This window comes from Streptomonospora arabica (assembly GCF_039531585.1).
In the GTDB taxonomy this organism is placed as follows: Bacteria; Actinomycetota; Actinomycetes; order Streptosporangiales; family Streptosporangiaceae; genus Streptomonospora; species Streptomonospora halophila.
The window spans coordinates 1-22373 of the sequence record NZ_BAAAQI010000031.1 but is presented as its reverse complement, the minus strand read 5'-3'; the positions used below and the strand labels follow the sequence as shown (position 1 = coordinate 22373).

Sequence of the window (22373 nt, the reverse complement as noted above, 5' to 3'; positions counted from 1 at the left end):
ACGGGCTGCGCATCGCCCGCGACATCGCCGCGACCGAGCCCTTCAAGTCCTGGATCACGCGCGAGGTGGCCCCCGGGCCGGCGCTGACCACCGATGAGGAGCTCTCCGAGTACGGCCGCAGGGCCGCGCACACCGTCTATCATCCCGCCGGCACCTGCCGGATGGGGGCCGCCGGCGACCCTGCGGCGGTGGTGGATCCGGAGTTGCGTGTGCGGGGGTTGTCGGGCCTGCGTGTGGCCGATGCGTCGGTGTTTCCGACGATGCCCTCGCCCAACCCGATGGTCACGGTGTTGACCGTGGGCGAACGCGCCGCCGACCTGATCAGGGCCGAGCGGTAGCCCGGCGCCGAAAGCGCTCGGGCACGCGTCCCGAACAAGCGACCAGGCCGCACCGCTAAGGCCGACCGCCGCGGCGCGGCCGATCACAAGGAGCGACCCTTCCGATGAACTCTCCAGCAGAGTCCACCGCACAACCGCATAACGACAGCACCGATCCCCGGATCTCCGTCCGCAACCTGTGGAAGATCTTCGGCAAGAACGCCGGATCGGTGATCGGTACCGACCTCGCGGAACTGGACCGCGAGACCATCCGCAAGCGCACCGGCGCCACCGTCGCCGTGCGCGACATGTCCTTCGACGTGCATCCCGGCGAGACCTTCGTCGTGATGGGCCTGTCCGGTTCGGGCAAGTCCACGCTGGTGCGCTGCATGACGCGGCTGATCGAGCCGACCTCGGGCACCATGAGCCTGGACGGCGAGGACATCGCCGCCTGCTCGCCCCAACGGCTGCGCGAGCTGCGCCGCGGCAAGATGGCCATGGTCTTCCAGCACTTCGGTCTGCTGCCGCACCGCCGCATCATCGACAACGTCGCCTATGGCCTGGAGGTGCGCGGCGCCTCGCGCGCGCAGCGCTACGAGCGCGCCCGCGAGATGATCGAGATGGTCGGCCTGGCCGGCAACGAGGACTCGCGCCCCGGCCAGCTCAGCGGCGGCATGCAGCAGCGGGTCGGCCTGGCCCGCGCACTGGCCGTCGACCCCGAGGTGCTGCTGTTCGACGAGCCCTTCAGCGCCCTGGATCCGCTGATCCGCCGCGACATGCAGGACGAGGTGCTGCGGCTGCAGCGCGAGCTGCACAAGACAGCGGTGTTCATCACCCACGACCTGTCCGAGGCGCTGAAGGTGGGCGACCGCATCGCGATCATGCGCGACGGCGAACTGGTCCAGACGGGCACCCCGGAGGACCTGGTGGGCAGCCCCGCCGACGACTACGTGCGCGACTTCGTCAAGGACGTCTCCCGCACCGCGGTGCTGACCGCGCGCAGCCTGGCGCGCCCCGCCCGGCCCGGCGAGGCCGAGGACGGCCCCGCCGTACCCGCCGACACGGTTGTGGACGGGATCGTCGCGCCGCTCGCCGAGGGGACCGCCCCCGTACGCGTCACCGGTGCCGACGACACCGTCCTGGGCTATGTGGGCCGCGAGGACGTGCTTCGGCTGATCGCCGGGGACCGCTCCGCGGACGCCGCCACGGCGGCCGGCGGGCAGCCGGAGTCCGGTCGGCCCGGCGGGGCGCCCGGCGACCCGGTAGGGGCGTGACCATGACCACGGCACGTCCCGCTCCCTCCGCACCGGCGGAAACCGCCGCCCCGTCCCCGTCCGGCCGAGCGCCCGCCGGCGGCGCCGCCCGCCGCTCCCGCGGCACCGCCTGGCTCGCCAACCGCTGGGTGCAGGCGGCCGCCGCGCTCGCCGTGCTGGCGGCCGGCTACGCCGTCGCCCGCGCCCTCGGCACGCCCGCGTGGCTGGGCACCTTCCCCGACGCGACCGGCCAGTGGCTGATCGCCCGGCTGGACGGCGTCTACACCTGGATCGTCGCCAACCGCAACTCCAGCCCGCTGTTCCTCTACGGCCTCAACTACGTCTCGGTGGGCCTGGGCTCGGCGGTCGTCCTGGTCAACCAGGCGCTGGTCCTGCTGACCTGGCCCGGCGTGGTCTTCCTGGGCACCCTGGCCGCCTGGCGCGTCGCCGGGTGGCGGGTGGCGCTGCTGGTGCTGGCCACCTTCGCCGTCTTCGCGCTCATCGGGCTGTGGAACGAGGCGATGACCACGCTCGCGCTGATCACGACCTCGGTGCTGATCGCGCTGATCATCGGCATTCCGCTGGGAATCCTCGCCGGTCGCAGCGACGGCTTCCACCGGGCCGTCCGCCCGGTGCTGGACTTCCTGCAGATCATGCCGGCCTTCGCGTACCTGATGCCGATGCTGCTGCTGTTCGGCATCGGCAACCCGGCCGCGGCGGTGGCGACGTTCGTCTACGCCGTACCGCCCGCGGTGCGCATCACCGCGCTGGCCATCCGCAACGTGGACGCCGGCGCGGTCGAGGCCACCACGTCACTGGGCTCCACCCCCTGGCAGATCCTGACCAAGGTGCAGCTGCCCATGGCCAAGCGGACCATCCTGCTCGGCGTCAACCAGACCATCATGCTGGCGGTGTCCATGGTCGTCATCGCCTCGGTGATCGGCGCCGGCGGGCTGGGCGACGCGATCTACCAGGCGCTGTCGAAGGTCAACGTGGGCCAGGCGGTCGAGGCCGGCGCCGCGATCGTGCTCATGGCCATCGCGCTGGACCGGGTGACCGGCGCCGCGGGCGACGGGACCCGCACTCCCGTGCTGCCCCCAGCCTGGCGCCGGTGGGCGCCCGCGGTCGGCCTGGCCGCCGCGGCCGCCGTCGTCGCCGCCGCGCGGCTGGCCGGGATCGAGGGCTGGCCGCCCGCCTGGTCGGTCAGCGTCTCCGGCCCGATCAACACTGCGCAGCAGGCCGTGCAGTCGGCCATCGGCGACGCCACGGGCGCGTTCGGCGACCTGCTGCTGGTCGGCGTGCTCAACCCGCTCAGCGCGCTGCTCACCGGAGCGCCGTGGTGGCTGGTCGTGCTGGTCGCCGCCGCGCTGGGCGCCATCTTCGGCGGGTGGCGGATCGCCGCCACCGCGGGAGCGGCCGTCCTCGCGACCGGCCTGCTGGGGGTGTGGGAGAACAGCATGGACACCCTCTCCCAGGTGCTCGTCGCGGCCGCGGTGACACTGGCCGTCGGCGTGGCGGTGGGCATCCTGGCCGCACGCAGCGACGTGCTCGCCGCGATCCTGCGCCCGGTGCTCGACGCCATGCAGACCCTGCCGCCGTTCGTCTACCTCATCCCCGCGGTCGCGCTGTTCAGCGTCGGCCGGGTGCCGGCGCTGGCCGCCTCGGTGGTCTTCGCGCTGCCGCCCGTCATCAGGCTGGTCAACGACGGCATCCGCGGAGTCTCGGCCCCCGCGGTGGAGGCCGCCGTCTCCCAGGGCTCGACCGGCGGGCAGCTGCTGACCAAGGTGCAGCTGCCGCTGGCCCGGTCGTCGCTCCTGCTGGCCGTGAACCAGGGGATCATGATGGTCCTGTCCATGGTCGTCATGGGTGCCCTGGTCGGTGCCGGCTCGCTCGGCTACGACGTCGTGTTCGGGCTGAAGCAGAACCAGCTCGGCCTCGGCCTGACCTCGGGCCTGGCCATCGTGTGCCTGGGAATCTTCCTCGACCGCGTCACTCAGGGAAGGAGGAGCCATGCGTGAGCGCAACCCCGACCGGCGCCGCTCCACGGTGGTGGCGGCCCTCGCCGCGCTGTGCGCGGTGGTGCTGCTGTCCTCGTGCGCGGTGCGCACGACGTCCATGCTGCGCGACCCCAACACCGTGCGCATCGCGCTCAACGGCTGGGTGGGCTACGAGGCCAGTGCCGCCGTCCTGTCCTACCTGCTGGAACACGAGATGGGATACCAGACGCAGCTCATGCGCATCGACGAACAGCCCTCCTGGCAGGCCATGGACCAGGGCGCGGTCGACGTGATCGTGGAGAACTGGGGCCACGAGGACCTGATGGAACTGTACGGGCCCGAGGGCAACGGCACCGTCGTCGACGGCGGACCCAACGGCAACAAGGGCACTTTGGGCTGGTACGTACCCGAGTACCTCGTCGAGGAGTACCCCGACATCGACACGGTCGAGGGCATCAAGAAGCACGCCGAGATCTTCGCGACCTCCGAGACCGGCGACAAGGGCCAGTTCCTCGGCGGAGACCCCGGGTTCGTGACTCAGGACCAGGGGATGATCAACCACTTCGACCTGAACCTGGAGATCGTCTACGCGGGCTCCGAGGCCGCCCAGATCACCGAGGTGCGCGAGCGCTACAAGGCGCGCGAGCCGGTCCTGTTCTACTTCTACGAGCCGCAGTGGCTCTTCGAGGAGCTGGACCTGGTCCATGTCGACTTCCCCGACTACCACGAAGGGTGCGACGCCGACCTCAAGGACGTGGCCTGCGACTATCCGTCCTACGACCTGAACAAGATCTTCCGCAAGGGCTTCGCCGAGGAGGGCGGCCCGGCCTACCGCATGCTGGACAACTGGCAGTGGACCAACTCCCAGCAGAACGCGGTGGCGCGGATGATCGCCCAGGAGGGGATGGACCCCGACGAGGCCGCCGAGAAGTGGGTCCGCGCGAACCCCGACGTATGGCAGGACTGGATTCCGGCCGAGGCGCAGGGGTAGCCGACACGGACCCCCGCGCGTCCGCGCCCGCGCCCGCGTCGCCGACCGGGCGAGCCGGGCCGCCGCACGAACGGGGGCGGGAGGTGCCGCGGCACCTCCCGCCCCCGTCGACGTCTCCCGGCACCGGCTCCTCCGCCGCCGGCACTTACGGGCCCCGGCTACGGGCATCGGCCCGCCTCCGTCGCCGTTCAGCGCTCGTAGCGGCGGCGCCGGCTGACCCAGTAGACGTTCAGGCCCGCGGCGATCGCGCCCGCCGTCAGCACGATGGTCAGTGGGGCGGAGCCGAGCACGACGGCGGCCAGCACGGCGCCCGCTACCAGCACCGCCAGCCCGAAGACCGCCAGGATCAGGCGGAACAGCAAAGGGCTGGCCGGGCGGTCGTGGCTGCCCATCGGGCCCTTCAGCACACCCCGGCGCCGCTTGCGCTTGCCATCACGGTCTCGTCGCATAATCGGCCGCTCATGTTAGCGGGAGGTCCCGTCCGCTCTCCGGCCGCCCCGCCCCGAACCCGGCGGGGCCGGGACCGGCAGAGGGGCCGGACGAGCGGACGGGCCGGACGCACGCCTCAGGGCACGGCCAAGAACCACAGCCGCACGTGCCCCCGGCGCCGCGGAGAACCACAGCCACGCCCCTCAGGGCGCCGCGGAGAAGCGCAGCCGCACGTGCCCCCGGCGCCGCGGAGAACCACAGCCACGCCCCTCAGGGCGCCGCGGAGAAGCGCAGGAACGCCCCCACGCCGTCCTGCGCGTCGCCCGGGTCCGGAAGCCGGGAGAACGACGCGCTCGTGGCCTGCGCTGCCCGCAGCAGCAGCGAGCCCGCGGGCGCCTCGAACGCCTCGGCCGGGTCGGTGAGGCGGGCGCGGTCGTCGGAAACCTCCAGCGGGTCGGTGGCCGACGCCCACAGGTTGCGCTCGCCGGTGCGGTCGCCGGAGATCATCAGGCGGCCCACCTGGCCCGAACGCAGCGCCTCACACGTGGCGCTCATCCCCTGGACGGCCCGGCCCTCGCGGCCGAGGTCCTGCTTGAAGTCCTCCATCAGACCCGACCGCAGCGCGACGGCGGTCCGGCGCAGCCCTTCCTCCACCGACTTGCGCAGCTCGGCGATCGCGTCCGGGTCGCCCCGGCCGCCGCCCGAGATCTCGATCAGCATCTCGGCCGTGCGGTGGCTGAGGTGCTCGCGCACCTTGCCCAGAGCGCGCTCGTCGCCGCCGACGAACACGGCGGCCGCCTGCACGTCCTTGACCGCCTCCTCGACGTCGTGGGCGACCTCGGCGGCGTTGGCGAACCACACCTCCTCGGTGTGGCGCTGGTGGTGCTTCTGCCGCCAGCCGCCGGTGGGGACCTTGTTGATGTGCAGGGTCGCCCCGCTGGTGTGGCGCTCCTCGGAGAGGTCACCGTAGGCGGGGTAGGCGTAGATGTCGGCGCCCTCCCGGTCGACGGCCACCACCACGTAGGGCAGTCCGTCGTCGAGGTCGCAGACCAGCTCGACCGGCTCGGGCACCGGCATCAGCGCCGCGCGGTCCTGCGGAGGCGGTCCCGAGAGGGTGTACGCCGCGATCAGCTCGCCGCCCGAGGCGAACAGCGCCTCGCCCTGCGGCCCCGGTATGCCGTCGATCCCGCCTGCCGCGGAGTCGAGTGCCTCCAGCGTCGCCTCGTCGGCGCCGCTCTCCGCCAGCTCCTTGCGGAGCCCGCGCCAGCGCAGTCCGATCCGGTGCGCCGCGTCCTCCGCGGTGTGCGTGGTGTCCAGGTAGACCGAGGCGACCGGACCGGGCGCACGGTACAGCGGTTCCAGAAATCGCAGATCCATGATGGCTGGGCCGCAGCCGGACGGCCCGTCGTCACCTCCCGACGTTGCTGTGCTGCAAGGTGCAACGCGGGCGCCGTCGGCGTCCGCCGAAGCGCCCTGTCTGCGCCACTGCCCGAGCCCGCCGGACGCATGCGGCGAGGCGGGCACTCATTGCGTCCGTGCCCAGGCGTCGGCGCAGGTGGGCCGCTCGCCCTGGGCGCTCGGCGCCGTTTGCCCGGGTGCGGCGGCGGGTAGCCGCGAAGATCAACCGGAAACCACGACGATCGGCTGTGGAGGTGCCCGATGGAACGCGGCAGCGACAAGCACGGCCCCAAGCTCGACGACGAGCTGGAGAGCGAGATCCAGGGCATGCTCAAGGGCAACAAGCCCACGCGCGCCGAGGAGGAGCGCGAACCCGAACCCGTCGTCACCGACGAGGGCGAGTCGGCCACCGACCCCGCGGCCATGGACCCGGACGCCGAACTCCCCGAGGACGAGAGGCGCAACAGCTAGCCGCCGCGGGCCGGGGCCGGGCGAACCGCGCCCCGGCCCTCGCACCCCAACCCGCCACCTAGTCGTCGCCGAGGGCCTGCGGCAGGGGGGCGCGGTGCGTCTGCCGGAGGGTCTCCATGTCGATGCTGAACCCGCCGTCGGGGTAGGTGAACGTCAGCGACGCGCCGCCGACCGTGCCGATCTCCGCGGCGGGCACGCCGTGCTTGCGGCACATGCGGGCGAACGCCTCCTCGTCCTCGGGATCGGCCACGACGACGGCGCGGGCGCCTGACTCGCTGAACAGGGCGGTGAAGGCGTCGTCGACGTGCACCGAGCACCCGATCCCGCCGCGCAGCGCCGACTCCGCCAACGCCACGGCCAGCCCGCCGTCGGAGAGGTCGTGGGCCGCCGCGAGCAGCTGCTCGTCGGCGGCCTCCGCCAGCAGGCGGGCCAGAGCCTCCTCGGCGTCCAGGTCCACCCGCGGAGGCAGCCCGCCGAGGTGGCCGTGGACGGCCTCGGCCCACACCGAACCGCCGACCTCCTCGGCGGTGGTGCCCAGCAGCAGGATGCGCGCTCCCGAGCCGTGCCGCGGGAACGCGGTGTTCAGCCGCGTGTGCACGTCGTCGATCACGCCCAGCACGCCGATGACCGGCGTGGGGTTGATGGCGGCCTCGCCGGTCTGGTTGTAGAAGCTGACGTTGCCGCCGGTGACCGGCGTCCCCATGCGCAGGCACGCGTCGGCCAGGCCCCGGGTGGACTCGGCGAACTGCCACATCACGCCCGGGTCCTCCGGCGAGCCGAAGTTCAGGCAGTTGGTGACGGCCAGCGGGCGGGCGCCGGAGGCGGCGACGTTGCGGTAGGCCTCGGCGAAGGCGGCCTGGGTGCCCGCGTAGGGGTCCAGGCGGGTGTAGCGGCCGTTTCCGTCGGTGGCCAGCGCGACTCCGCGGGTGCCATCGTCGCCCACGCGGATCATGCCGGCGTCGTGCGGGGCCGAGAGCACCGTGTCGCCCCTGACGTAGCTGTCGTACTGCTCGGTGACCCACGACGGGTCGCACACGCCCGGCGCCGACAGCACGGTGAGCACCTGCTCGCGCAGCTCGTCGTCGTCGCCGGGGCGCTCCAGGGACTCCGGGATGTCGGCCTGCAGCGCGTCCTGCTCGGCGGGGCGGGCATAGGGGCGCTCGTATACCGGGCCCTCGTCGGAGGCGGTGCGCGGCGGCATGTCGACCACGGTCTCGCCGTTCCAGGTCATCACCAGGCGGCCGCCGCGCTCGGCCTCCTCGGGCGTGACGTCGGTGACCTCGCCGATGACACTCGCCTGGATGTCCCACTTGCGGCAGGTGTCCATGAACGCGTCCAGGCTGGCGGGCTCCACGACCGCCATCATGCGCTCCTGCGACTCGCTCATCAGGATCTCCTCCGGCGTGAGCGTGGAGTCGCGCAGCGGCACCCGGTCCAGTTCGATGCGCATGCCGCCGGTACCCCCGGCGGCCAGCTCGGTGGTGGCGCACGAGACGCCCGCCGCCCCGAGGTCCTGGATGCCCACGACCAGCCCGTCGCGGAACAGCTCCAGGCTGCACTCGATCAGCAGCTTCTCCAAGAACGGGTCGCCCACCTGCACGCTGGGCCGCTTGGCGTGGCTCTCGTCGTCGAAGGTGGCGCTGGCCAGCACCGATGCTCCGCCGATGCCGTCGGGGCCGGTCGTGGCGCCGAACAGCACCACCTTGTTCCCGGGGCCCGGAGCCTGGGCGAGCTTGATGTCCTCGTGGCGCATCACGCCCACGCACAGCGCGTTGACCAGCGGGTTGCCCGCGTAGCCCGCGCCGAAGCCGAGCTCGCCGCCGATGTTGGGCAGGCCCAGGCAGTTGCCGTAGAAGGAGATGCCCGAGACCACGCCGGGCAGGACGCGGCGGGTGTCGGGGGCGTCCAGCGGGCCGAAGCGCAGCGCGTCCATAACGGCCACCGGCCGGGCGCCCATGGTGAGGATGTCGCGGACGATGCCGCCCACGCCGGTGGCCGCGCCCTGGTGCGGCTCGACGTAGGAGGGGTGGTTGTGCGACTCGATCTTGAAGGTGACCGCGTTGCCGTCGCCGACGTCGACCACGCCGGCGTTCTCGCCCATGCCGACCAGCAGCGCGTCGCCGGCCGGCGCCTTCTCGCCGAACTGGCGCAGGTGGACCTTGGAGCTCTTGTAGGAGCAGTGCTCGCTCCACATCACCGAGTAGATCGCCAACTCGGCGGCGGTGGGGCGGCGGTCCAGGATGGTGCGGATGCGCGCGTACTCGTCGTCGGCCACGCCCAGCTCGGCGTAGGGCTGGGGGGTCTCGGGGGCGGCCTTCGCGGCGGCGACGGTGTCCGGTTGCGGTTGTTCGGGCATGCGGTGCTTTCCGTTCAGGGCGTGCTGGGCGGGGCGGCGGCGGATCGGGCGCGGCGGGCCGTCGGCGGGGCGGGCGGTTCGGTCAGGAGTCCGGCTCCTGGGCGTGCATCAGCATCAGGCCCGCGCTGGCGTCGGGCGCGTTCACCGGGGTGGCGGTGATCAGCACCTGGCCGTCGGTGAGGTAGCTCTCGCCGAGCGGGACCTCATCGGGGTCCTGCTCGTTATTGGGCAGGACGCGCGCCCAGCCGTTGTCCAGCAGGTGCTTGAAGACCTTGTCGATCGCGGCGTCGCTCGCCTTGTCGGAGTCCTGCTTGTGCTCGCCGTCCTTCAGGGTGACGCCGACGATGCGCACGCACTCCACGTCGGGGCACTGCTCGCCGAAGTCGGTGTAGCCGGCCCCCTTGGGCGCATCGCCGAGCGCGTCCATCCCGGGGGCCGCCACCGGCGACGCGGCGTTGCCCGGGGCCGGGGTCTGCCCGCCCGCCTGGCCGGAGTCGGCGCTGTCGAGGGCGTCGAACAGGCCGATGGCCCCCGTGGCGACCAGACCCACGGTCAGCACGGCGACGAGCACGACCATGGTCGGTCTCGCCCGCAGCCGGTTCATGATGCGCATACCGTCCCCCTGGGTGTCGCGTCAGCGGTCGTCAGCCGGTCGCGGCGGCGGCCGCGGGGCCGGTCTCGGCCAGGTGCGCGAGGAGGGACGTGAAGAAGCCGAGTCCGTCGGTCGACGCGCCGGTCAGCTCCTCCACGGCGTGTTCGGGGTGGGGCATCAGGCCGACGACGTTGCCGTGCTCGTTGCTGATCCCCGCGATACCGCGCCGGGCGCCGTTGGGGGCCTCGCCCACGTAGCGCGCGACCACCCGGCCCGAGCGCTCCAGCTCGTCCAGTGTCGCCTCGTCGGCGACGAAGCTGCCCTCGCCGCTCTTGAGGACGATGCAGACCTCCTCGCCCTCGGTGTAGCGGTTGGTCCAGGCCGTGGCGGCGGACTCGATCCGTACCCGCTGATCGCGGTTGATGAACCGCAGCGACCGGTTGCGGGTGAGCGCGCCGGGCAGCAGGTGGCTCTCGCACAGGATCTGGAACCCGTTGCAGATGCCCAGCACCGGCAGGGAGCCCTCGCGGGCGGCGGGCACCAGTTCGGTCATCACCGGGGCGAACCGGGCGATGGCGCCGCAGCGCAGGTAGTCCCCGTAGGAGAAGCCGCCGGGCAGGACGACGGCGTCGACCCCCCGCAGGTCGGAGTTGTCGTGCCAGAGCGACACGGGCTCGGCGCCGGCGAGGCGGACGGCGCGGGCGGCGTCCCTGTCGTCGAGGGAGCCGGGGAAGGTGACGACGCCCACACGGGCTGCCATGGACACTCTCCGGGGTTCGGTCGGTGGAGCCGGGCGCCGTGTTCGGCCGGGCGGCTACCGGCGCTTCCGTCCCCGAGGTTACCTGCTGGCCTCGGCCCGCGGTTCAGCGCAGGACAGGCTCCAGCCGGCTCCACTCGCCGGGCTCGGGCGGCCCCGGCCGGCACTCGCTGAACCGCTTGCGCATCCGGACCCGCGTGGTTCCGTCGGGATCGGCGTCGACGGAGACGTCCTCCATGACATGGCGCATCATAAGAATGCCCCTGCCCGACTCGGCTTCGAGGTCTGGCAGGGGCACCCGGGCCGGATTGAATCCGGGCCCGGTGTGGGCCACCTCCACCACGCACATGTCGGTGCGGATCCGCACCGCGACCCGGTAGCCCGACGAGGGCGCACCGTGGTCGACGGCGTTGGCGCAGGCCTCGGAGGAGGCGAGGAGAATGGGGAATCGGCAGTCGGCGCAAACACCGGTGGTGCGCAGCGCCTCACCGAGGAAGTCCCGCATCACGGCAACGGTGTACGCCTGTCGGGGAAGCGCAATCGAGAAATTCACTTCCATCGCAAGCCCTCACGACCGGTAGGCACATTGTGGAACCTTCCCGGGGCGGGGGCCGCGAAACGGACATGGACGCGAGTTGGCCGGATGCGGCAGGTGACGTGGCGATTCCACTCGGCGAGCAATCCTGGGCAGTGGGCTCCGGAGAATTCGGGTCACCACCGGCGTGCCGACTGGACGTGTCCTATAACACAGTGGGATTGGCGCGCCCTATTCCACGCGCAGCGAGAAGTCCTCGATAACGGGATTGGCGAGCAGGGTCTCGGCCATGCGCCGCACCTCGGCGAGTTCGGCCTCGCCGGCCTCGCCGTCGATTTCTACCTCGAAGCGCTTGCCCTGCCGGACCTCCCGGACGCCGGAGAAGCCGAGCCGGTCGCTGGCGCCGACGATGGCCTGGCCCTGGGGGTCCAGGATCTCGGGCTTGAGCATGACGTCAACCACGACGCGGGCCACGGGGTCCTCCACTGATCGGTCGGCGGCGAGTTCGAAGATGTCGATGAGACCGCTTCCGCGGTTAGCGGGGCGGTGGCAGCAGAAAGCGTACGGCACGAAGAACCGCCGTGCGGGCCGCTCCGGCGGCGTCTACGCTGGAAGGAGGTGGAAGCGCCCACCTACCGACCCCGCCTTCACAGCAGGCGCACCGCGGCGGGGTCCGTTCCCGCCCGCCGCCTTCGTCCCGGACGACGAGGCCGCGCGCGGCGTTCCCGCCCACGGGGCCGCTCGCGACGGAGGGCGGGGAGCGGACTCGCAGGGAAGCCGCACCAGGCGTGACGCGCTGCGGCCTTTACCTTACGTTGACCGGTTGCGGATGCCGTTCGGCCGTTTCCGTGACCAGTATCACCCGGTCCGCAGGCATCACCCGAGAGGCTCGCGTGCGTCTAACAAAGCAGTAACAAGGCCGGTCGTCCCATAGGGGGAGATTTGACGACCATCGAACTGGAGCGTAGGAGCGGAGCCGACCAGCCCAACGAGGAGCTCGACTTCGCCACCGCCGTCACCCCGTACGCCGATCAGCTTTACCCCACGGCGCTGCGCATGACCCGCAACTCCGCCGACGCGGAGGACCTGGTGCAGGAGACCTTCGCGAAGGCCTTCGCGAACTTTCACCAGTTCAAGGCGGGCACCAACCTGCGCGCGTGGCTGTACCGCATCCTGACCAACACGTTCATCAACGGCTACCGCAAGAAGCAGCGGGAGCCCCGCCAGGACTCCACCGACGAGATCAAGGACTGGCAGCTCGCCGCCGCCGACACCCACGCCTCCACGGGATCGCGCTCGGCCGAGTCGGAGGTGCTGGAGCGCCTGCCCGACTCCGCCATCCGGCACGCGCTCGCCGCGCTGCCTGAGGACTTCCGGCTCGTCGTCTACCTCATCGACGTCGAGGGCTTCACCTACAAGGAGGTCGCGGCCCGCATGGACACGCCCTTGGGCACCGTGATGTCCCGTCTGCACCGCGCACGCCGCCAGCTTCGCGAGCACCTGGGCGACTACGCCCGGGAGCGCGGCGTCCGCGCCGCGGCCTGACCCGGCCGCACACCGGCCGGCACGGCCGCGTCCCTCGGCGGCCCAGGCAGCCGCTGCCCCGCACGCGGCCCCGCCCCGTCGGCCGGATCCGCATCCGCGGCGCCGCCCCCGGCGGAAGGCGCGACCCGCGAACCACGTTCCGTAACCGGACTCCCATCGGCTGTAACCCATCCGACGATCCGCTGAGCGGTCTACCGAAGCGCCGCCGCCCGACCGGGTCAGCGGCGCCCGCCGCGGGACGGCCGCTCGCCCTCCGCCCCGCCTCTGGTCAGCGAGAGCCGGGCCCCGCCTGTCCCGATCCACATCGGCACCTTGGCCAGGCAGCCGACGAGGAAGAAACCGAGCACGCCCGCCACCAGCACGGCGATGCCCGCCAGCCCGACGGTCGCGCCGCGGTCGCCGAGATAGTCGTCCAGGCCGAAGCCGACGGCCGTCCCGAGGATCCCGGCGAAGGCGGCCAGACCCGGAATCCAGCCGTAGCGGTGGATCGCGAGCCCGCCCAGGACGAAGGCGGCGAGCAGCGGCACGAGGATTCCCAAAGCCAGCACGGCGGCGGCGGCGCCGAGCACCGTCCACACCGCGGTCCACCACGGGCTCTCCGCGGGCACGCGGCCGTCCATGGTCCCGCCGGCGACCAGTCCGATCGCTCCGAGCGCCAGGGCGGTCGCCAACGAGATCCAGATGGCGGCCTTGAGCCACCGGGTCCAGCGCTCCATGAAGGAGAAGCCGAACCGGTAGGGATTGCGGTCCTCGGGCATGACGGGATGTTAGCCGCCCCCTGCCCGGGCCCGGCGGCGGGAGCGGACCGAGCGCGCGCCCGCCGGGACGGCCAGCGCGGTGTTCCGCGGACGTGGGCGCGCCCGGGCCGGTCGGCACCCGGTCGCCCTCCGGATCTGCCACCGTCACCGTGTGTGACCGGACGGGGACCCGGGCGGCACCCCGGCCGCGCCCTCCCGGCGGCCCGCCGGGATCTTCGGACAACCTTGCTTTTGGTAGGAAGGCCTGGTAGTTGCGCTTTGCGGCTTCTCGGTCATCATGGAGCGGCGGATGAAAGTCGGCGCTGGGCCCTTGCGCGGCCAGCGGTGAGTTCTGTCACGATGTCGGTAGGGCTGTCCGCTGGAACCCGTTACCCCGGGTAAGCGGCAGAGATCCGGCCGACGTAGTGGTACCCCGCGAAACCGGCCCCGAGAACCCCAAGGAGCGACTGGTGTCGGACAACACCGCGCACGGAGAACCCGAGCTCGTCCAGCTCTTGACCCCCGAGGGAGAGCTGCGCGACCACCCCGACTACCCGCTGCAGATCAGCGCCGAGGAGATCCGCGGACTCTACCGCGACCTCGTCCTGGTGCGCCGCGTCGACACCGAGGCCGTCGCGCTCCAGCGCCAGGGCGAACTGGGCCTGTGGGCCTCGCTGCTGGGCCAGGAGGCCGCCCAGGTCGGCTCGGCCCGCGCGCTGCGGCCGCAGGACATGGCCTTCCCCTCCTACCGCGAACACGGCGTCGCGTGGGTGCGCGGGGTCGCGCCCAAGGAGCTGCTGGGGCTGTACCGCGGTGTGACGAACGGAGGCTGGACGCCCGAGCAGCACGGCCTCCAGCTGTACACGATCGTCATCGGCAGCCAGACCCTGCACGCCACCGGCTACGCGATGGGCGTCCAGCGCGACGGCGCCACCGGCGAGGACGGAACGGCCGTCATCGTCTACTTCGGCGACGGAGCCACCAGCCAGGGCGACACCAGCGAGGCGTTCAACTTCGCCGCCGTCAACAACGCCCCGGTCGTGTTCTTCTGCCAGAACAACCAGTGGGCCATCTCCGAGCCGTCGGACCGCCAGACGCGCGTCCCGATCTACCGCCGCGCCGCGGGGTTCGGATTCCCCGGCGTGCGCATCGACGGCAACGACGTGCTCGCCTCCCTGGCGGTCACCCGCAAGGCCATGCAGCAGGCCCGCGAAGGCCAGGGCCCGATGCTGATCGAGGCGTTCACCTACCGCATGGGCGCCCACACCACCAACGACGACCCGACGCGCTACCGCGTGGCCGCCGAGCTGGAGGAGTGGAAGGCCAAGGACCCCATCCTGCGGCTGCGCACCCACATGGCGTCCGCGGGCATCGCCGGCGACGAGTTCTTCACCGGCGTCGAGGACGAGGCCGACCGGCTGGGCGAGCGCCTGCGCGCGGAGTGCCGGTCCCTGCCCGACCCCGACCCGCTGGACATCTTCCACGAGGTCTACGCCGAGCCCAACACCCAGCTCGACCTGCAGCGGGCCGAGTTCGCCGACTATCTGGCGTCGTTCGAGGACGCCGGCGCCGAGGGAGGGCGGTGACCATGAGCGTCAACCTCACGATCGGAAAGGCGATCAACGCCGGCCTGCGCCGCGCGATGGAGTCCGACCCCAAGGTCCTGGTCATGGGCGAGGACGTGGGCCGCCTGGGCGGCGTGTTCCGCGTGACCGACCAGCTGCACAAGGACTTCGGCGCCGACCGGGTCATCGACACCCCCCTGGCCGAGTCCGGCATCGTCGGCACCGCCATCGGCCTGGCCCTGCGCGGTTACCGCCCGGTCTGCGAGATCCAGTTCGACGGCTTCTTCTTCCCGGCCACCAACCAGACCTTCACCCAGCTCGCGAAGCTGCGCCGCCGCTCGGCCGGCGCGCTGAACGTGCCCGTCGTGCTGCGCATCCCCTACGGCGGCGGCATCGGCGCGGTCGAGCACCACAGCGAGTCGCCCGAGGCCTATTTCGCCCACACGGCGGGCCTGCGCGTGGTCACGGTCGCCAACGCCGTCGACGCCTACTGGATGATCCAGCAGGCGGTCTCCTCCCCCGACCCCGTGGTGTTCTTCGAGCCCAAGCGGCGCTACTACGACAAGGCCGACGTCGACACCGACGCCTCCGTCGACTCGGCCGCGCCGATGGGCTCCGCGCGCGTGGCGCGGGAGGGCGGCGACCTTACCCTGCTGGCCTACGGGCCCATGGTCAAGACCGCCCTGCAGGCGGCCGCGGCCGACACCGACCACTCCATCGAGGTGGTCGACCTGCGCTCGCTCGCGCCGGTGGACTACCCGACCGTCGAGGAGTCGGTGCGCCGCACCGGCCGGCTGGTCATCGCGCACGAGGCCCCGGTCACCGGCGGCATCGGCGGCGAGATCGCGGCCCGGATCACCGAGTCCTGCTTCTACCACCTGGAGGCCCCCGTCATCCGCGTCGGCGCCTTCGACACCCCTTACCCGCAGTCCCGCCTTGAGGAGCACTATCTGCCCGACCTGGACCGGATCCTCGACGGCGTCGACCGCGCGTTCGCGTACTAGAGGGGATCGGGAGACAACGTGAACCAGGTGAACACCGAACAGGCCGGCGGCGTGCGCGAGTTCCGGCTGCCGGACGTGGGCGAAGGACTTGTCGACGCCGAGCTGCTGCAGTGGTACGTGCAGCCCGGCGACGAGGTGCAGGTCAACCAGATGATCTGCGAGGTCGAGACCGCCAAGGCGGCCGTGGAGCTGCCCAGCCCGTACGCGGGCACGGTGCGCGAGCTGCTGGTGGAGGCCGAGAGCACGGTCGACGTGGGCACCCCCATCATCACGATCGACACCGGCGGCGGCTCGGCGGGCGATTCCGCCGGGACGTCTGATGCGGCGGGCGAGCAGGCCGAGGAGCGGGAGAAGCCGCTGGTCGGCTACGGCGAGCGCGCGGCGTCGACGACGCGCCGCCCGCGCCGCAGGCGGGCGGAGGCGGCGGCGGGCGGCGATGCCGCACCGCCGACGGCGCCGAACGGCCGGGCGGCCGCGCCCGGCGCGCGCACCGAGCAGGTCCAGCAGGCCGACCGGGCGGCGCCGGGAACCGCGGGAGGCTCCGCGGGCGGCGGAGCACAGGTGCGCGCGCTGGCCAAGCCCCCGGTGCGCAAGCTCGCCAAGGACCTCGGCGTCGACCTCGGGTCGGTCACCCCCACCGGACCGGGCGGCGTCGTCACCCGCGAGGACGTCCGCCGCGGCGCGGACGTGCCCACCGGAGGAGCCGCGGCACCCGCCGTCCGGCCCGAGGCACCCGAGCAGGAGGCCGGCCCGCAGGCCGCCGCCGCGCCGGCAGCCGACTCCGGGGCGCGCGAGGAGCGCATCCCGGTTAAGGGCGTGCGCAAGCACACCGCGGCGGCCATGGTCCGCAGCGCGTTCAGTGCGCCGCACGTGACCGAGTTCCTGCAGGTGGACGTCACCGAGGCGATCGAGACCGTCGCGCAGCTGCGTGAGCGCCCCGAGTTCGCGGGTCTCAAGGTCTCGCCCCTGCTGCTTGTGGCGCGGGCGCTGCTCACGGCCGTGCGGCGGCACCCCGAGGTGAACGCCTCCTGGGACGACGAGACCCAGGAGATCGTGCGCAAGCACTACGTGAACCTGGGGATCGCGGCGGCCACGGACCGGGGGCTGGTGGTGCCCAACATCAAGGACGCCCACACCAAGCCGCTGCCGGAGCTGGCGCGGGAGCTGCAGACCCTCGCCGAGACCGCCCGCGCGGGCGAGGCCACCCCGGCCGACCTCGGCGGCGGCACGATCACCATCACGAACGTGGGGGTGTTCGGTGTCGACGCGGGAACGCCGATCATCAACCCGGGCGAGGCCGCGATCCTGGCGTTCGGACAGATCCGCGACATGCCGTGGGTCCACGGCGGGGAGCTGGCGGTCCGCAAGGTGACGACCCTGTCGCTGTCCTTCGACCACAGGCTTGTGGACGGCGAACTGGGCTCGAAGGTTCTGCGGGACGTCGGCGCGATGCTGGAAGACCCCAAGACCACGGCGCTGATCTGGGGCTGACGCGCGAAGGCGCGAGCTGAGCGGGGCGGGAGGGCGCACCCTCCCGCCCCGCCGCACGTCCGGCCGCGGGGCGCAGACCTGCGGCGGCTCACTCAGAGTGCTCCGGCCGCGCCGCGATCGCCTTTCGCTGCGCGCGGAGCGCTCCGCGAGGTGTCCCGCTCACCAGAGCGTGGCCAGCCACGCCGCGACGACCGCCAGCGCGATGAGCACGGCGTTGAGCCCGGTCTCGCGCACCTCGCCGCGCACGAGGTGCAGACCGGTCGCCAGCACCTGGAGGACGGCGAACCCGGCAGCCGCCGCCACCGCCAGGAAGGGCGCGATGCCGGTCAGCGGGGGCAGGACCAGACCGGCGACGCCGAGCACCTCCACGGCGCCGATGCAGCGGACCAGCCACATCGGGATCGTGTCGACCCAGCCCATCATCGGCTCCAGCCGCTCCCGGCTCTGTACCGCCTTCTTTCCGCCTGCGTAGAGATAGAAGACTCCCAGAAGCGCGGCGACGTAGGCGAACTCCATGACGGCCCCGCCGCTGTGGTCGTGGTCCCGTGCGTGCTGGGGCGGGCGGCGGCTATGCGACGGCCCGGCCGAGGAAGTCGCGGACGCGGGCCGCGACCGTGTCGAGATCGGATTCGAGTGCGAAGTGCCCCGCGTCGAGAAGGTGGATCTCGGCGTCGGCAAGGTCGTCGCGAAACGCGCGGGCGCCGTCGGGACCGAAGATCTCGTCGTTGGCCCCCCACACGGCCAGCAGCGGCACCCGGCTCTCGCGGAAGTACTCGTGCACGCGCGGATAGAGGGCGACGTTGGTGGCGTAGTCGCGGAACAGGCGCAGTTGGATCGCGTCGTTGCCGGGGCGCTGGATCAGAGCGTGGTCGTGGGTCCAGGTATCGGGGCTGACGAGGCTGGGGTCGGAAACGCCGTGCAGGTACTGCCAGCGGATCGCGTCCAGGCCGAGGGCGCCGCGCAGGGCGGTCTCGTTGCCCGGGCCGGGATCGGCCGCATACGCCCAGATCGGTGCCCAGAACGACTCCACGAAGCCGGCTTCGTAGGCGTTGCCGTTCTGGCTGATGATCGCGGTGACCCGCTCGGGCCGGGCCAGGGCGAGCCGCCAGCCGATGGGCGCACCGTAGTCCTGCACGTAGATCGCGAACCTCTCCACATCCAGCGCGTCCAGCAGGCCCTCGGTGATGGAGGCCAGCGCGTCGAAGCTGTACTCGAACTCGTCGACCGGCGGTGTGTCCGACTGGCCGAATCCGAGATGGTCCGGGGCGATGACGTGATAGCGGTCGGCCAGTGCCGGGATGAGCTCGCGGAACATGTGTGAGCTGGTCGGATAGCCGTGCAGCAGCAGCACGGTCGGCGCCTGGTCCGGTCCGGCCTCCCGGTAGAAGACCCGATGGCCGTCGACTGTCGCGGTTCGGTGGTGCACCACGTTCATTCTAACCCCATCGAAAGATTTAACAGGTTAAATCGACGAAGGCGACTGTAGGCCGCCGTGCTAACCTTGTCAATGAGTTGTTACTGGTTAGATTGGTGGGTGGTGATGGTCGAGGACGGTGAGCTGCTGCTCGCGCTCCTCAACACCAGGCCGATACGGGACGGCGTCGAAAACGACGAACTCTCCGACGACGGATGCGCCCGAAGGTGGTCCCAGGCGCGCGGCGGCACCGGGACGACGGCCGAGCTTCGACGGCTGCGGCATCTCCGAGAGCACCTGACCGATGTGGTGCTGGGTCGAGCGCCCGTGACGGTGCTGGCCGAGGCGCTTGAGGGCGTCCATCAGCGTCCCCGGCTCAGCGAGGCCGGCCTGAGCTGGGAGCTCGTCACCGAACCCGACATGCGCCTGCCGGCGCGCGTGGTGTTGGCCTGGGCCCGGGTGGACGAGAACCTGCCGGGGCGCCTGCGCCCGTGCGGCAACGACGAGTGCCGGCTGTTCCTCCTGGACCAAAGCAAGGCCAACAGGGCCCGCTGGTGCTCGATGGCGACCTGCGGCAACCGCATGAAGGCCCGACGGCACTACGAACGCAGTCGAAGCCGTGTCCCGGCCGGACCGGGTGATCGGCAGGGCGAGCCCGGATGAACCGCGGGCCGCGGCACGGGTCGGGGAAAGCCTGTTCGACACACGCAGGGCCGTGTGCTGCGGGGGGCAGGCCGTCACCGACATCCCGGCCGTCGCGTAAATATGCGTTTCGCATATAATCGCGCTATGGAGTCAGCACTGGAAGCGGCCGTCAACGAGTGGCACGCGAGCGTCAACGACGGTGACCCGGAGCGTTCAGCCAGTGCGGTCGGCGATCCGGTCGTCGTCTTGGGGCCGAAGGGCGCCGGTCCGATCACGCCTGCGCAGTTCGCGGAGTGGGTGGAGCGCTCGGGGATCACGCTGGCCCCGCGGTCGTGGCATCCGGTCAGTGAGCGCCTCATGGTCGTGGAGGAGGACGCCGCCTGGCCTCAGAGCACGGCCCCGACACGAGTGGCGACGGTGTTCCGGGTCGCCGGCGACAAGGTGACCGCATCGCTCCGGCTGCCCGATCTCGCGTCGGCGCTGGAGCTCGCCTACATCTGCCGCGAAATGGCGGCCACCGAGTGAGCGCCCCCGGGCCCGGGGAGGTCCTGTTCGCGTTCGTCCGGCACTGGTCACGCAGGTCGTCGGCCGGCGACGCCGCTGCCGCCGAGCAGGGGCGGCTGGTCCTCGCCACCGAGGCCGTCGACTCCCTGAACCGCCGTGGGGCAGCGGCGACGGTCAACGCCGTCGCCCGCGAGATCGGCATCGACCAGAGCGGAGCGTCGCGGTTGATAAGGACCGCGGCGGAAGCGGGGTACCTCACGATGCGGGGATCGCCGACCGACGGCCGCCGGCGCCAGGCGAACGTCACCCCCTCGGGCCACAGCCTGCTGGAGCAGGCTCACGCCTGGCAGGAGCGGGTCTTCGACCGGCTGACCGAAGGCTGGACCGAGCAGCAGCGCCGCGACTTCCAGCAGGCCATGACGGCCCTGATCGACCGGTCCTACGCGCTGGACGCCTGACACCCTCGCGCCCCGCGCCCTCGTTGGCGAAACTGAGTGGATGGAGTACGTCGGCCACGTGCCCGCGCCGCCGCTCGACCGGTTCGTCGACGACGTCTACTGCCTGACGGGGGTGCCGCGCCACCGCTGGATGACCGTCCCGCCGATGCCCTCGGCGCACCTGTTCGTCAACCTCAGCGGGCCCGTCCGCCTGCGGGACTCCGACCCCTCGGTACCGCCGGCGGTGTTCGCCGACGGATGGTTCATGGGCGTGTGGACCAGGCGCTTCCACTTCGAGTACCCCGCACGCGTGCGGCTCGTCGGGGTGCACTTCAAGCCTTGGGGCATGTCGCCGTTCGTCGACCTGCCGGCGGCGGAGCTGCGCGACCGATGGGTTCCGCTCGACGCCGTCTGGCAGCGGTCGTGGGACCGGATCCGCAACCGGGTCGGCGACACCGCGCCGGCCACCGAGGCGCTGCGGGTGCTGGAGGAGGAGCTGCGGTCGCGGCTCGCCGAGGAGCCGCCGCGCGGCCTCGACCTGGTCCGCCACGCCGGAGGGCGGCTGGAGGCCTCCCACGGCGCGCTCTCGGTCGGAGCACTGACCGATGCCGCCGGTGTGAGCGGCAACCACCTGGCCACGCAGTTCAAGGCTCAGATCGGGGTGACCCCCAAGCGGATGGCGCGGATCTACCGCTTTGCGCGGCTGATCGTGTCCGTGGACGCCCTGCGTCCGGTCGACTGGTCGGAGCTCGCCCAAACGGCGGGCTACTTCGACCGCGCCCACTTCAGCAGGGAGTTCACGGACTTCACCGGCCACACCCCGGCGGCGTACCTGGCCCTGCGGCGCCGGTTCCCACCCGAGAAGGGGTTCCCACCGGACAACGGCCCGATGCCCGCCGATTGATTTCTTACAAGCCCGGAGCCCCCCGGCAGCGGCAGGATCGGAGTAAACGCGCGAGAGAGTCGGGAGAACCTGTGGGCACGGTAATCATGCACAACGTGGTTTCGGTGGACGGCTTCATCGCCGACGAGGACGACGGCGTCGGCCCGCTCCACGAGTGGTACTTCAACGGGGACACCCCGATCACCGAAGGCGACGACCAGCACGACCATTCCGGAACGGGAACCGCCTTCAAGGTCTCACGTGCGTCGGCGGAGTACGTCCGGCCTATGTGGGAGTCGATCGGCGTGATCGTGATGGGCCGCCGCCTCTTCGACCAGGTGAACGGCTGGGAGGGTCGGCCGCCCACCGGCGACCACGTGGTCGTGGTGTCCCACCGCCCCAAGCCGGAGGCTGGCACCCGGAGGCGTCGTACCACTTCGTCGACGACGTGGCGGCCGCGATCGACAAGGCCCAGGAGCTCGCCGATGAGCGCACCATCTCCGTCGCCGCCGGGGATGTGGGCGGCCAGATTTTCGCGGCCGGCCTCGTGGACGAGGTGGCGATGGACGTGGTGCCCGTGGTGTTCGGGTCGGGCAGGCGCTACTTCGGCGGCATTCGCGGGCAGCACCTGCTGGAGGAGCCCCACGTGGTCGTCCAGGGCGACCGGGTGCTGCACCTGAAGTTCGCGGTGCGCCGCCGGACCGACTAGGAGGTCGTGTCGGCCGGGGTGGGCGGGACCGGCGGTCCCGCCCCCCGCTCTGCCGCTTCGTCTCGGGGCGGACGTCTGCCGGCGCCTCAGAGGTCGCCGGTTCTCAGCGCGGTGACGAAGGCCTGCCACTCGTCAGCGGGGAAGGCCAGATGCCCCAGATCACGGTGCCGCGTGTCCCGCACCAGCGTCCGCGCCCCCTCAGTGACTGTTGGGTATGCGGGTGATTACGCGGATCGGGTGGCAGGGCGATTGCTCCAGCGTGCGCTCTGACCAGCCAGCCGTGTCGCCATCAGGCGGATCATCGCGATCTTGACCATGGTCTCGGAGTTGCCGGTCAGACGCT

The 22373-nt window shown here is 72.0% G+C and carries 25 protein-coding genes; 14 read left to right on the top strand and 11 right to left on the bottom strand.

Features of this window, described 5'->3' with window-relative positions; all coding sequences use genetic code 11:
* The 4 genes from ABD284_RS25465 to ABD284_RS25450 all read left to right on the top strand — a co-directional run.
* Nucleotides 1-338, top strand: a 338-nt coding sequence (locus tag ABD284_RS25465; protein ID WP_344148956.1) for a GMC oxidoreductase, incomplete at its 5' end; no start/stop codon positions are given.
* Between the two features lie 104 nt (nt 339-442).
* Nucleotides 443-1591 (top strand): quaternary amine ABC transporter ATP-binding protein, encoded by a 1149-nt coding sequence (locus tag ABD284_RS25460; RefSeq protein ID WP_344148953.1) that lies wholly within the window; start codon nt 443-445, stop codon nt 1589-1591.
* A gap of 2 nt (nt 1592-1593) precedes the next feature.
* A complete protein-coding gene (locus tag ABD284_RS25455) occupies nt 1594-3588 on the top strand; it encodes an ABC transporter permease (RefSeq protein ID WP_344148950.1) in 1995 nt (664 codons plus the stop codon).
* 97 nt (nt 3589-3685) lie between these two features.
* On the top strand, nt 3686-4558 hold the full coding sequence (locus tag ABD284_RS25450; protein ID WP_386699681.1) for an ABC transporter substrate-binding protein: 873 nt from the start codon (nt 3686-3688) through the stop codon (nt 4556-4558).
* 188 nt (nt 4559-4746) lie between these two features.
* On the opposite strand, the gene ABD284_RS25445 is transcribed toward ABD284_RS25450, so the two are convergent.
* On the bottom strand, nt 4747-5007 hold the full coding sequence (locus tag ABD284_RS25445) for a hypothetical protein (RefSeq protein ID WP_344148944.1): 261 nt from the start codon (nt 5005-5007) through the stop codon (nt 4747-4749).
* A gap of 250 nt (nt 5008-5257) precedes the next feature.
* On the bottom strand, nt 5258-6364 hold the full coding sequence (locus ABD284_RS25440; RefSeq protein WP_344148941.1) for a baeRF2 domain-containing protein: 1107 nt from the start codon (nt 6362-6364) through the stop codon (nt 5258-5260).
* Between the two features lie 282 nt (nt 6365-6646).
* Here ABD284_RS25440 and ABD284_RS25435 point away from each other — a divergent pair, with 282 nt between their 5' ends.
* Entirely contained in the window at nt 6647-6856 is a 210-nt protein-coding gene (locus tag ABD284_RS25435) for a hypothetical protein (RefSeq protein WP_344148938.1), read from the top strand.
* A gap of 58 nt (nt 6857-6914) precedes the next feature.
* Here the strand turns inward: ABD284_RS25435 and purL are convergent, their stop codons facing one another.
* The 5 genes from purL to purS form a co-directional block, all read right to left on the bottom strand.
* Nucleotides 6915-9212, bottom strand: a complete 2298-nt coding sequence (gene purL, locus ABD284_RS25430) for a phosphoribosylformylglycinamidine synthase subunit PurL (RefSeq protein WP_344148935.1) — start codon at nt 9210-9212, stop codon at nt 6915-6917.
* Nucleotides 9213-9294: 82 nt separating this feature from the next.
* On the bottom strand, nt 9295-9825 hold the full coding sequence (locus tag ABD284_RS25425) for a hypothetical protein (RefSeq protein ID WP_344148932.1): 531 nt from the start codon (nt 9823-9825) through the stop codon (nt 9295-9297).
* A gap of 31 nt (nt 9826-9856) precedes the next feature.
* Nucleotides 9857-10564 carry a phosphoribosylformylglycinamidine synthase subunit PurQ gene (gene purQ, locus ABD284_RS25420; RefSeq protein ID WP_344148929.1) on the bottom strand — a complete coding sequence of 236 codons (708 nt, stop codon included), beginning with the start codon at nt 10562-10564 and terminating at the stop codon, nt 9857-9859.
* A gap of 103 nt (nt 10565-10667) precedes the next feature.
* Nucleotides 10668-11120, bottom strand: coding sequence for an ATP-binding protein (locus tag ABD284_RS25415; RefSeq protein WP_344148926.1), 453 nt, complete (start codon nt 11118-11120; stop codon nt 10668-10670).
* A gap of 207 nt (nt 11121-11327) precedes the next feature.
* Entirely contained in the window at nt 11328-11570 is a 243-nt protein-coding gene (gene purS / locus ABD284_RS25410; protein ID WP_344148959.1) for a phosphoribosylformylglycinamidine synthase subunit PurS, read from the bottom strand.
* 468 nt (nt 11571-12038) lie between these two features.
* Between purS and ABD284_RS25405 the strand changes: the two genes are divergently transcribed.
* The gene (locus ABD284_RS25405; RefSeq protein WP_344148923.1) at nt 12039-12641 is read left to right on the top strand and encodes a sigma-70 family RNA polymerase sigma factor; all 603 of its coding nucleotides are present in this window, start codon (nt 12039-12041) and stop codon (nt 12639-12641) included.
* 218 nt (nt 12642-12859) lie between these two features.
* Here ABD284_RS25405 and ABD284_RS25400 read toward each other — a convergent pair whose 3' ends face one another.
* Nucleotides 12860-13399 carry a hypothetical protein gene (locus tag ABD284_RS25400; protein WP_344148920.1) on the bottom strand — a complete coding sequence of 180 codons (540 nt, stop codon included), beginning with the start codon at nt 13397-13399 and terminating at the stop codon, nt 12860-12862.
* A gap of 449 nt (nt 13400-13848) precedes the next feature.
* On the opposite strand from ABD284_RS25400, the gene pdhA reads away from it, so the two are divergent.
* The 3 genes from pdhA to ABD284_RS25385 are packed head-to-tail and all read left to right on the top strand — an operon-like array spanning nt 13849 to nt 17438.
* Nucleotides 13849-14964: a pyruvate dehydrogenase (acetyl-transferring) E1 component subunit alpha gene (gene pdhA / locus ABD284_RS25395; protein ID WP_344148917.1), complete on the top strand. Its 1116-nt coding sequence runs from the start codon at nt 13849-13851 to the stop codon at nt 14962-14964.
* A gap of 2 nt (nt 14965-14966) precedes the next feature.
* Nucleotides 14967-15947: an alpha-ketoacid dehydrogenase subunit beta gene (locus tag ABD284_RS25390; protein WP_344148914.1), complete on the top strand. Its 981-nt coding sequence runs from the start codon at nt 14967-14969 to the stop codon at nt 15945-15947.
* 27 nt (nt 15948-15974) lie between these two features.
* Nucleotides 15975-17438, top strand: coding sequence for a dihydrolipoamide acetyltransferase family protein (locus ABD284_RS25385; RefSeq protein WP_344148911.1), 1464 nt, complete (start codon nt 15975-15977; stop codon nt 17436-17438).
* Between the two features lie 159 nt (nt 17439-17597).
* On the opposite strand, the gene ABD284_RS25380 is transcribed toward ABD284_RS25385, so the two are convergent.
* Entirely contained in the window at nt 17598-17954 is a 357-nt protein-coding gene (locus ABD284_RS25380; RefSeq protein WP_344148908.1) for a DoxX family protein, read from the bottom strand.
* 52 nt (nt 17955-18006) lie between these two features.
* Nucleotides 18007-18873, bottom strand: coding sequence for an alpha/beta fold hydrolase (locus tag ABD284_RS25375; RefSeq protein ID WP_344148905.1), 867 nt, complete (start codon nt 18871-18873; stop codon nt 18007-18009).
* Between the two features lie 72 nt (nt 18874-18945).
* On the opposite strand from ABD284_RS25375, the gene ABD284_RS25370 reads away from it, so the two are divergent.
* The 5 genes from ABD284_RS25370 to ABD284_RS25350 all read left to right on the top strand — a co-directional run bounded on the left by ABD284_RS25370 (nt 18946) and on the right by ABD284_RS25350 (nt 22030).
* Nucleotides 18946-19515 (top strand): CGNR zinc finger domain-containing protein, encoded by a 570-nt coding sequence (locus ABD284_RS25370; protein WP_344148902.1) that lies wholly within the window; start codon nt 18946-18948, stop codon nt 19513-19515.
* A gap of 126 nt (nt 19516-19641) precedes the next feature.
* On the top strand, nt 19642-20022 hold the full coding sequence (locus ABD284_RS25365) for a hypothetical protein (protein WP_344148899.1): 381 nt from the start codon (nt 19642-19644) through the stop codon (nt 20020-20022).
* Nucleotides 20019-20459, top strand: a complete 441-nt coding sequence (locus ABD284_RS25360; RefSeq protein ID WP_344148896.1) for a MarR family winged helix-turn-helix transcriptional regulator — start codon at nt 20019-20021, stop codon at nt 20457-20459. The genes ABD284_RS25365 and ABD284_RS25360 overlap by 4 nt, the downstream gene beginning before the upstream one ends.
* Before the next feature lie 40 nt (nt 20460-20499).
* Complete coding sequence (locus tag ABD284_RS25355; RefSeq protein WP_344148893.1) at nt 20500-21342, top strand: helix-turn-helix domain-containing protein; 843 nt, start codon at nt 20500-20502, stop codon at nt 21340-21342.
* A gap of 427 nt (nt 21343-21769) precedes the next feature.
* Nucleotides 21770-22030 (top strand): dihydrofolate reductase family protein, encoded by a 261-nt coding sequence (locus ABD284_RS25350; RefSeq protein ID WP_344148890.1) that lies wholly within the window; start codon nt 21770-21772, stop codon nt 22028-22030.
* An 86-nt stretch (nt 22031-22116) separates the two neighbouring features.
* On the opposite strand, the gene ABD284_RS25345 is transcribed toward ABD284_RS25350, so the two are convergent.
* A complete protein-coding gene (locus tag ABD284_RS25345) occupies nt 22117-22212 on the bottom strand; it encodes a DUF397 domain-containing protein (RefSeq protein ID WP_344148887.1) in 96 nt (31 codons plus the stop codon).
* Nucleotides 22213-22373: the final 161 nt, after the last annotated feature.

Coding starts and splice junctions, on each gene's coding strand:
- ABD284_RS25460 (WP_344148953.1), top strand. CDS start 443: ATGAACTCTCCAGCAGAGTCCACCGCACAACCGCATAACGACAGCACC.
- ABD284_RS25455 (WP_344148950.1), top strand. CDS start 1,594: ATGACCACGGCACGTCCCGCTCCCTCCGCACCGGCGGAAACCGCCGCC.
- ABD284_RS25450 (WP_386699681.1), top strand. CDS start 3,686: ATGCTGCGCGACCCCAACACCGTGCGCATCGCGCTCAACGGCTGGGTG.
- ABD284_RS25445 (WP_344148944.1), bottom strand. CDS start 5,007: ATGCGACGAGACCGTGATGGCAAGCGCAAGCGGCGCCGGGGTGTGCTG.
- ABD284_RS25440 (WP_344148941.1), bottom strand. CDS start 6,364: ATGGATCTGCGATTTCTGGAACCGCTGTACCGTGCGCCCGGTCCGGTC.
- ABD284_RS25435 (WP_344148938.1), top strand. CDS start 6,647: ATGGAACGCGGCAGCGACAAGCACGGCCCCAAGCTCGACGACGAGCTG.
- purL (WP_344148935.1), bottom strand. CDS start 9,212: ATGCCCGAACAACCGCAACCGGACACCGTCGCCGCCGCGAAGGCCGCC.
- ABD284_RS25425 (WP_344148932.1), bottom strand. CDS start 9,825: ATGCGCATCATGAACCGGCTGCGGGCGAGACCGACCATGGTCGTGCTC.
- purQ (WP_344148929.1), bottom strand. CDS start 10,564: ATGGCAGCCCGTGTGGGCGTCGTCACCTTCCCCGGCTCCCTCGACGAC.
- ABD284_RS25415 (WP_344148926.1), bottom strand. CDS start 11,120: ATGGAAGTGAATTTCTCGATTGCGCTTCCCCGACAGGCGTACACCGTT.
- ABD284_RS25400 (WP_344148920.1), bottom strand. CDS start 13,399: ATGCCCGAGGACCGCAATCCCTACCGGTTCGGCTTCTCCTTCATGGAG.
- ABD284_RS25390 (WP_344148914.1), top strand. CDS start 14,967: ATGAGCGTCAACCTCACGATCGGAAAGGCGATCAACGCCGGCCTGCGC.
- ABD284_RS25380 (WP_344148908.1), bottom strand. CDS start 17,954: ATGGAGTTCGCCTACGTCGCCGCGCTTCTGGGAGTCTTCTATCTCTAC.
- ABD284_RS25375 (WP_344148905.1), bottom strand. CDS start 18,873: ATGAACGTGGTGCACCACCGAACCGCGACAGTCGACGGCCATCGGGTC.
- ABD284_RS25370 (WP_344148902.1), top strand. CDS start 18,946: ATGAGTTGTTACTGGTTAGATTGGTGGGTGGTGATGGTCGAGGACGGT.
- ABD284_RS25365 (WP_344148899.1), top strand. CDS start 19,642: ATGGAGTCAGCACTGGAAGCGGCCGTCAACGAGTGGCACGCGAGCGTC.
- ABD284_RS25355 (WP_344148893.1), top strand. CDS start 20,500: ATGGAGTACGTCGGCCACGTGCCCGCGCCGCCGCTCGACCGGTTCGTC.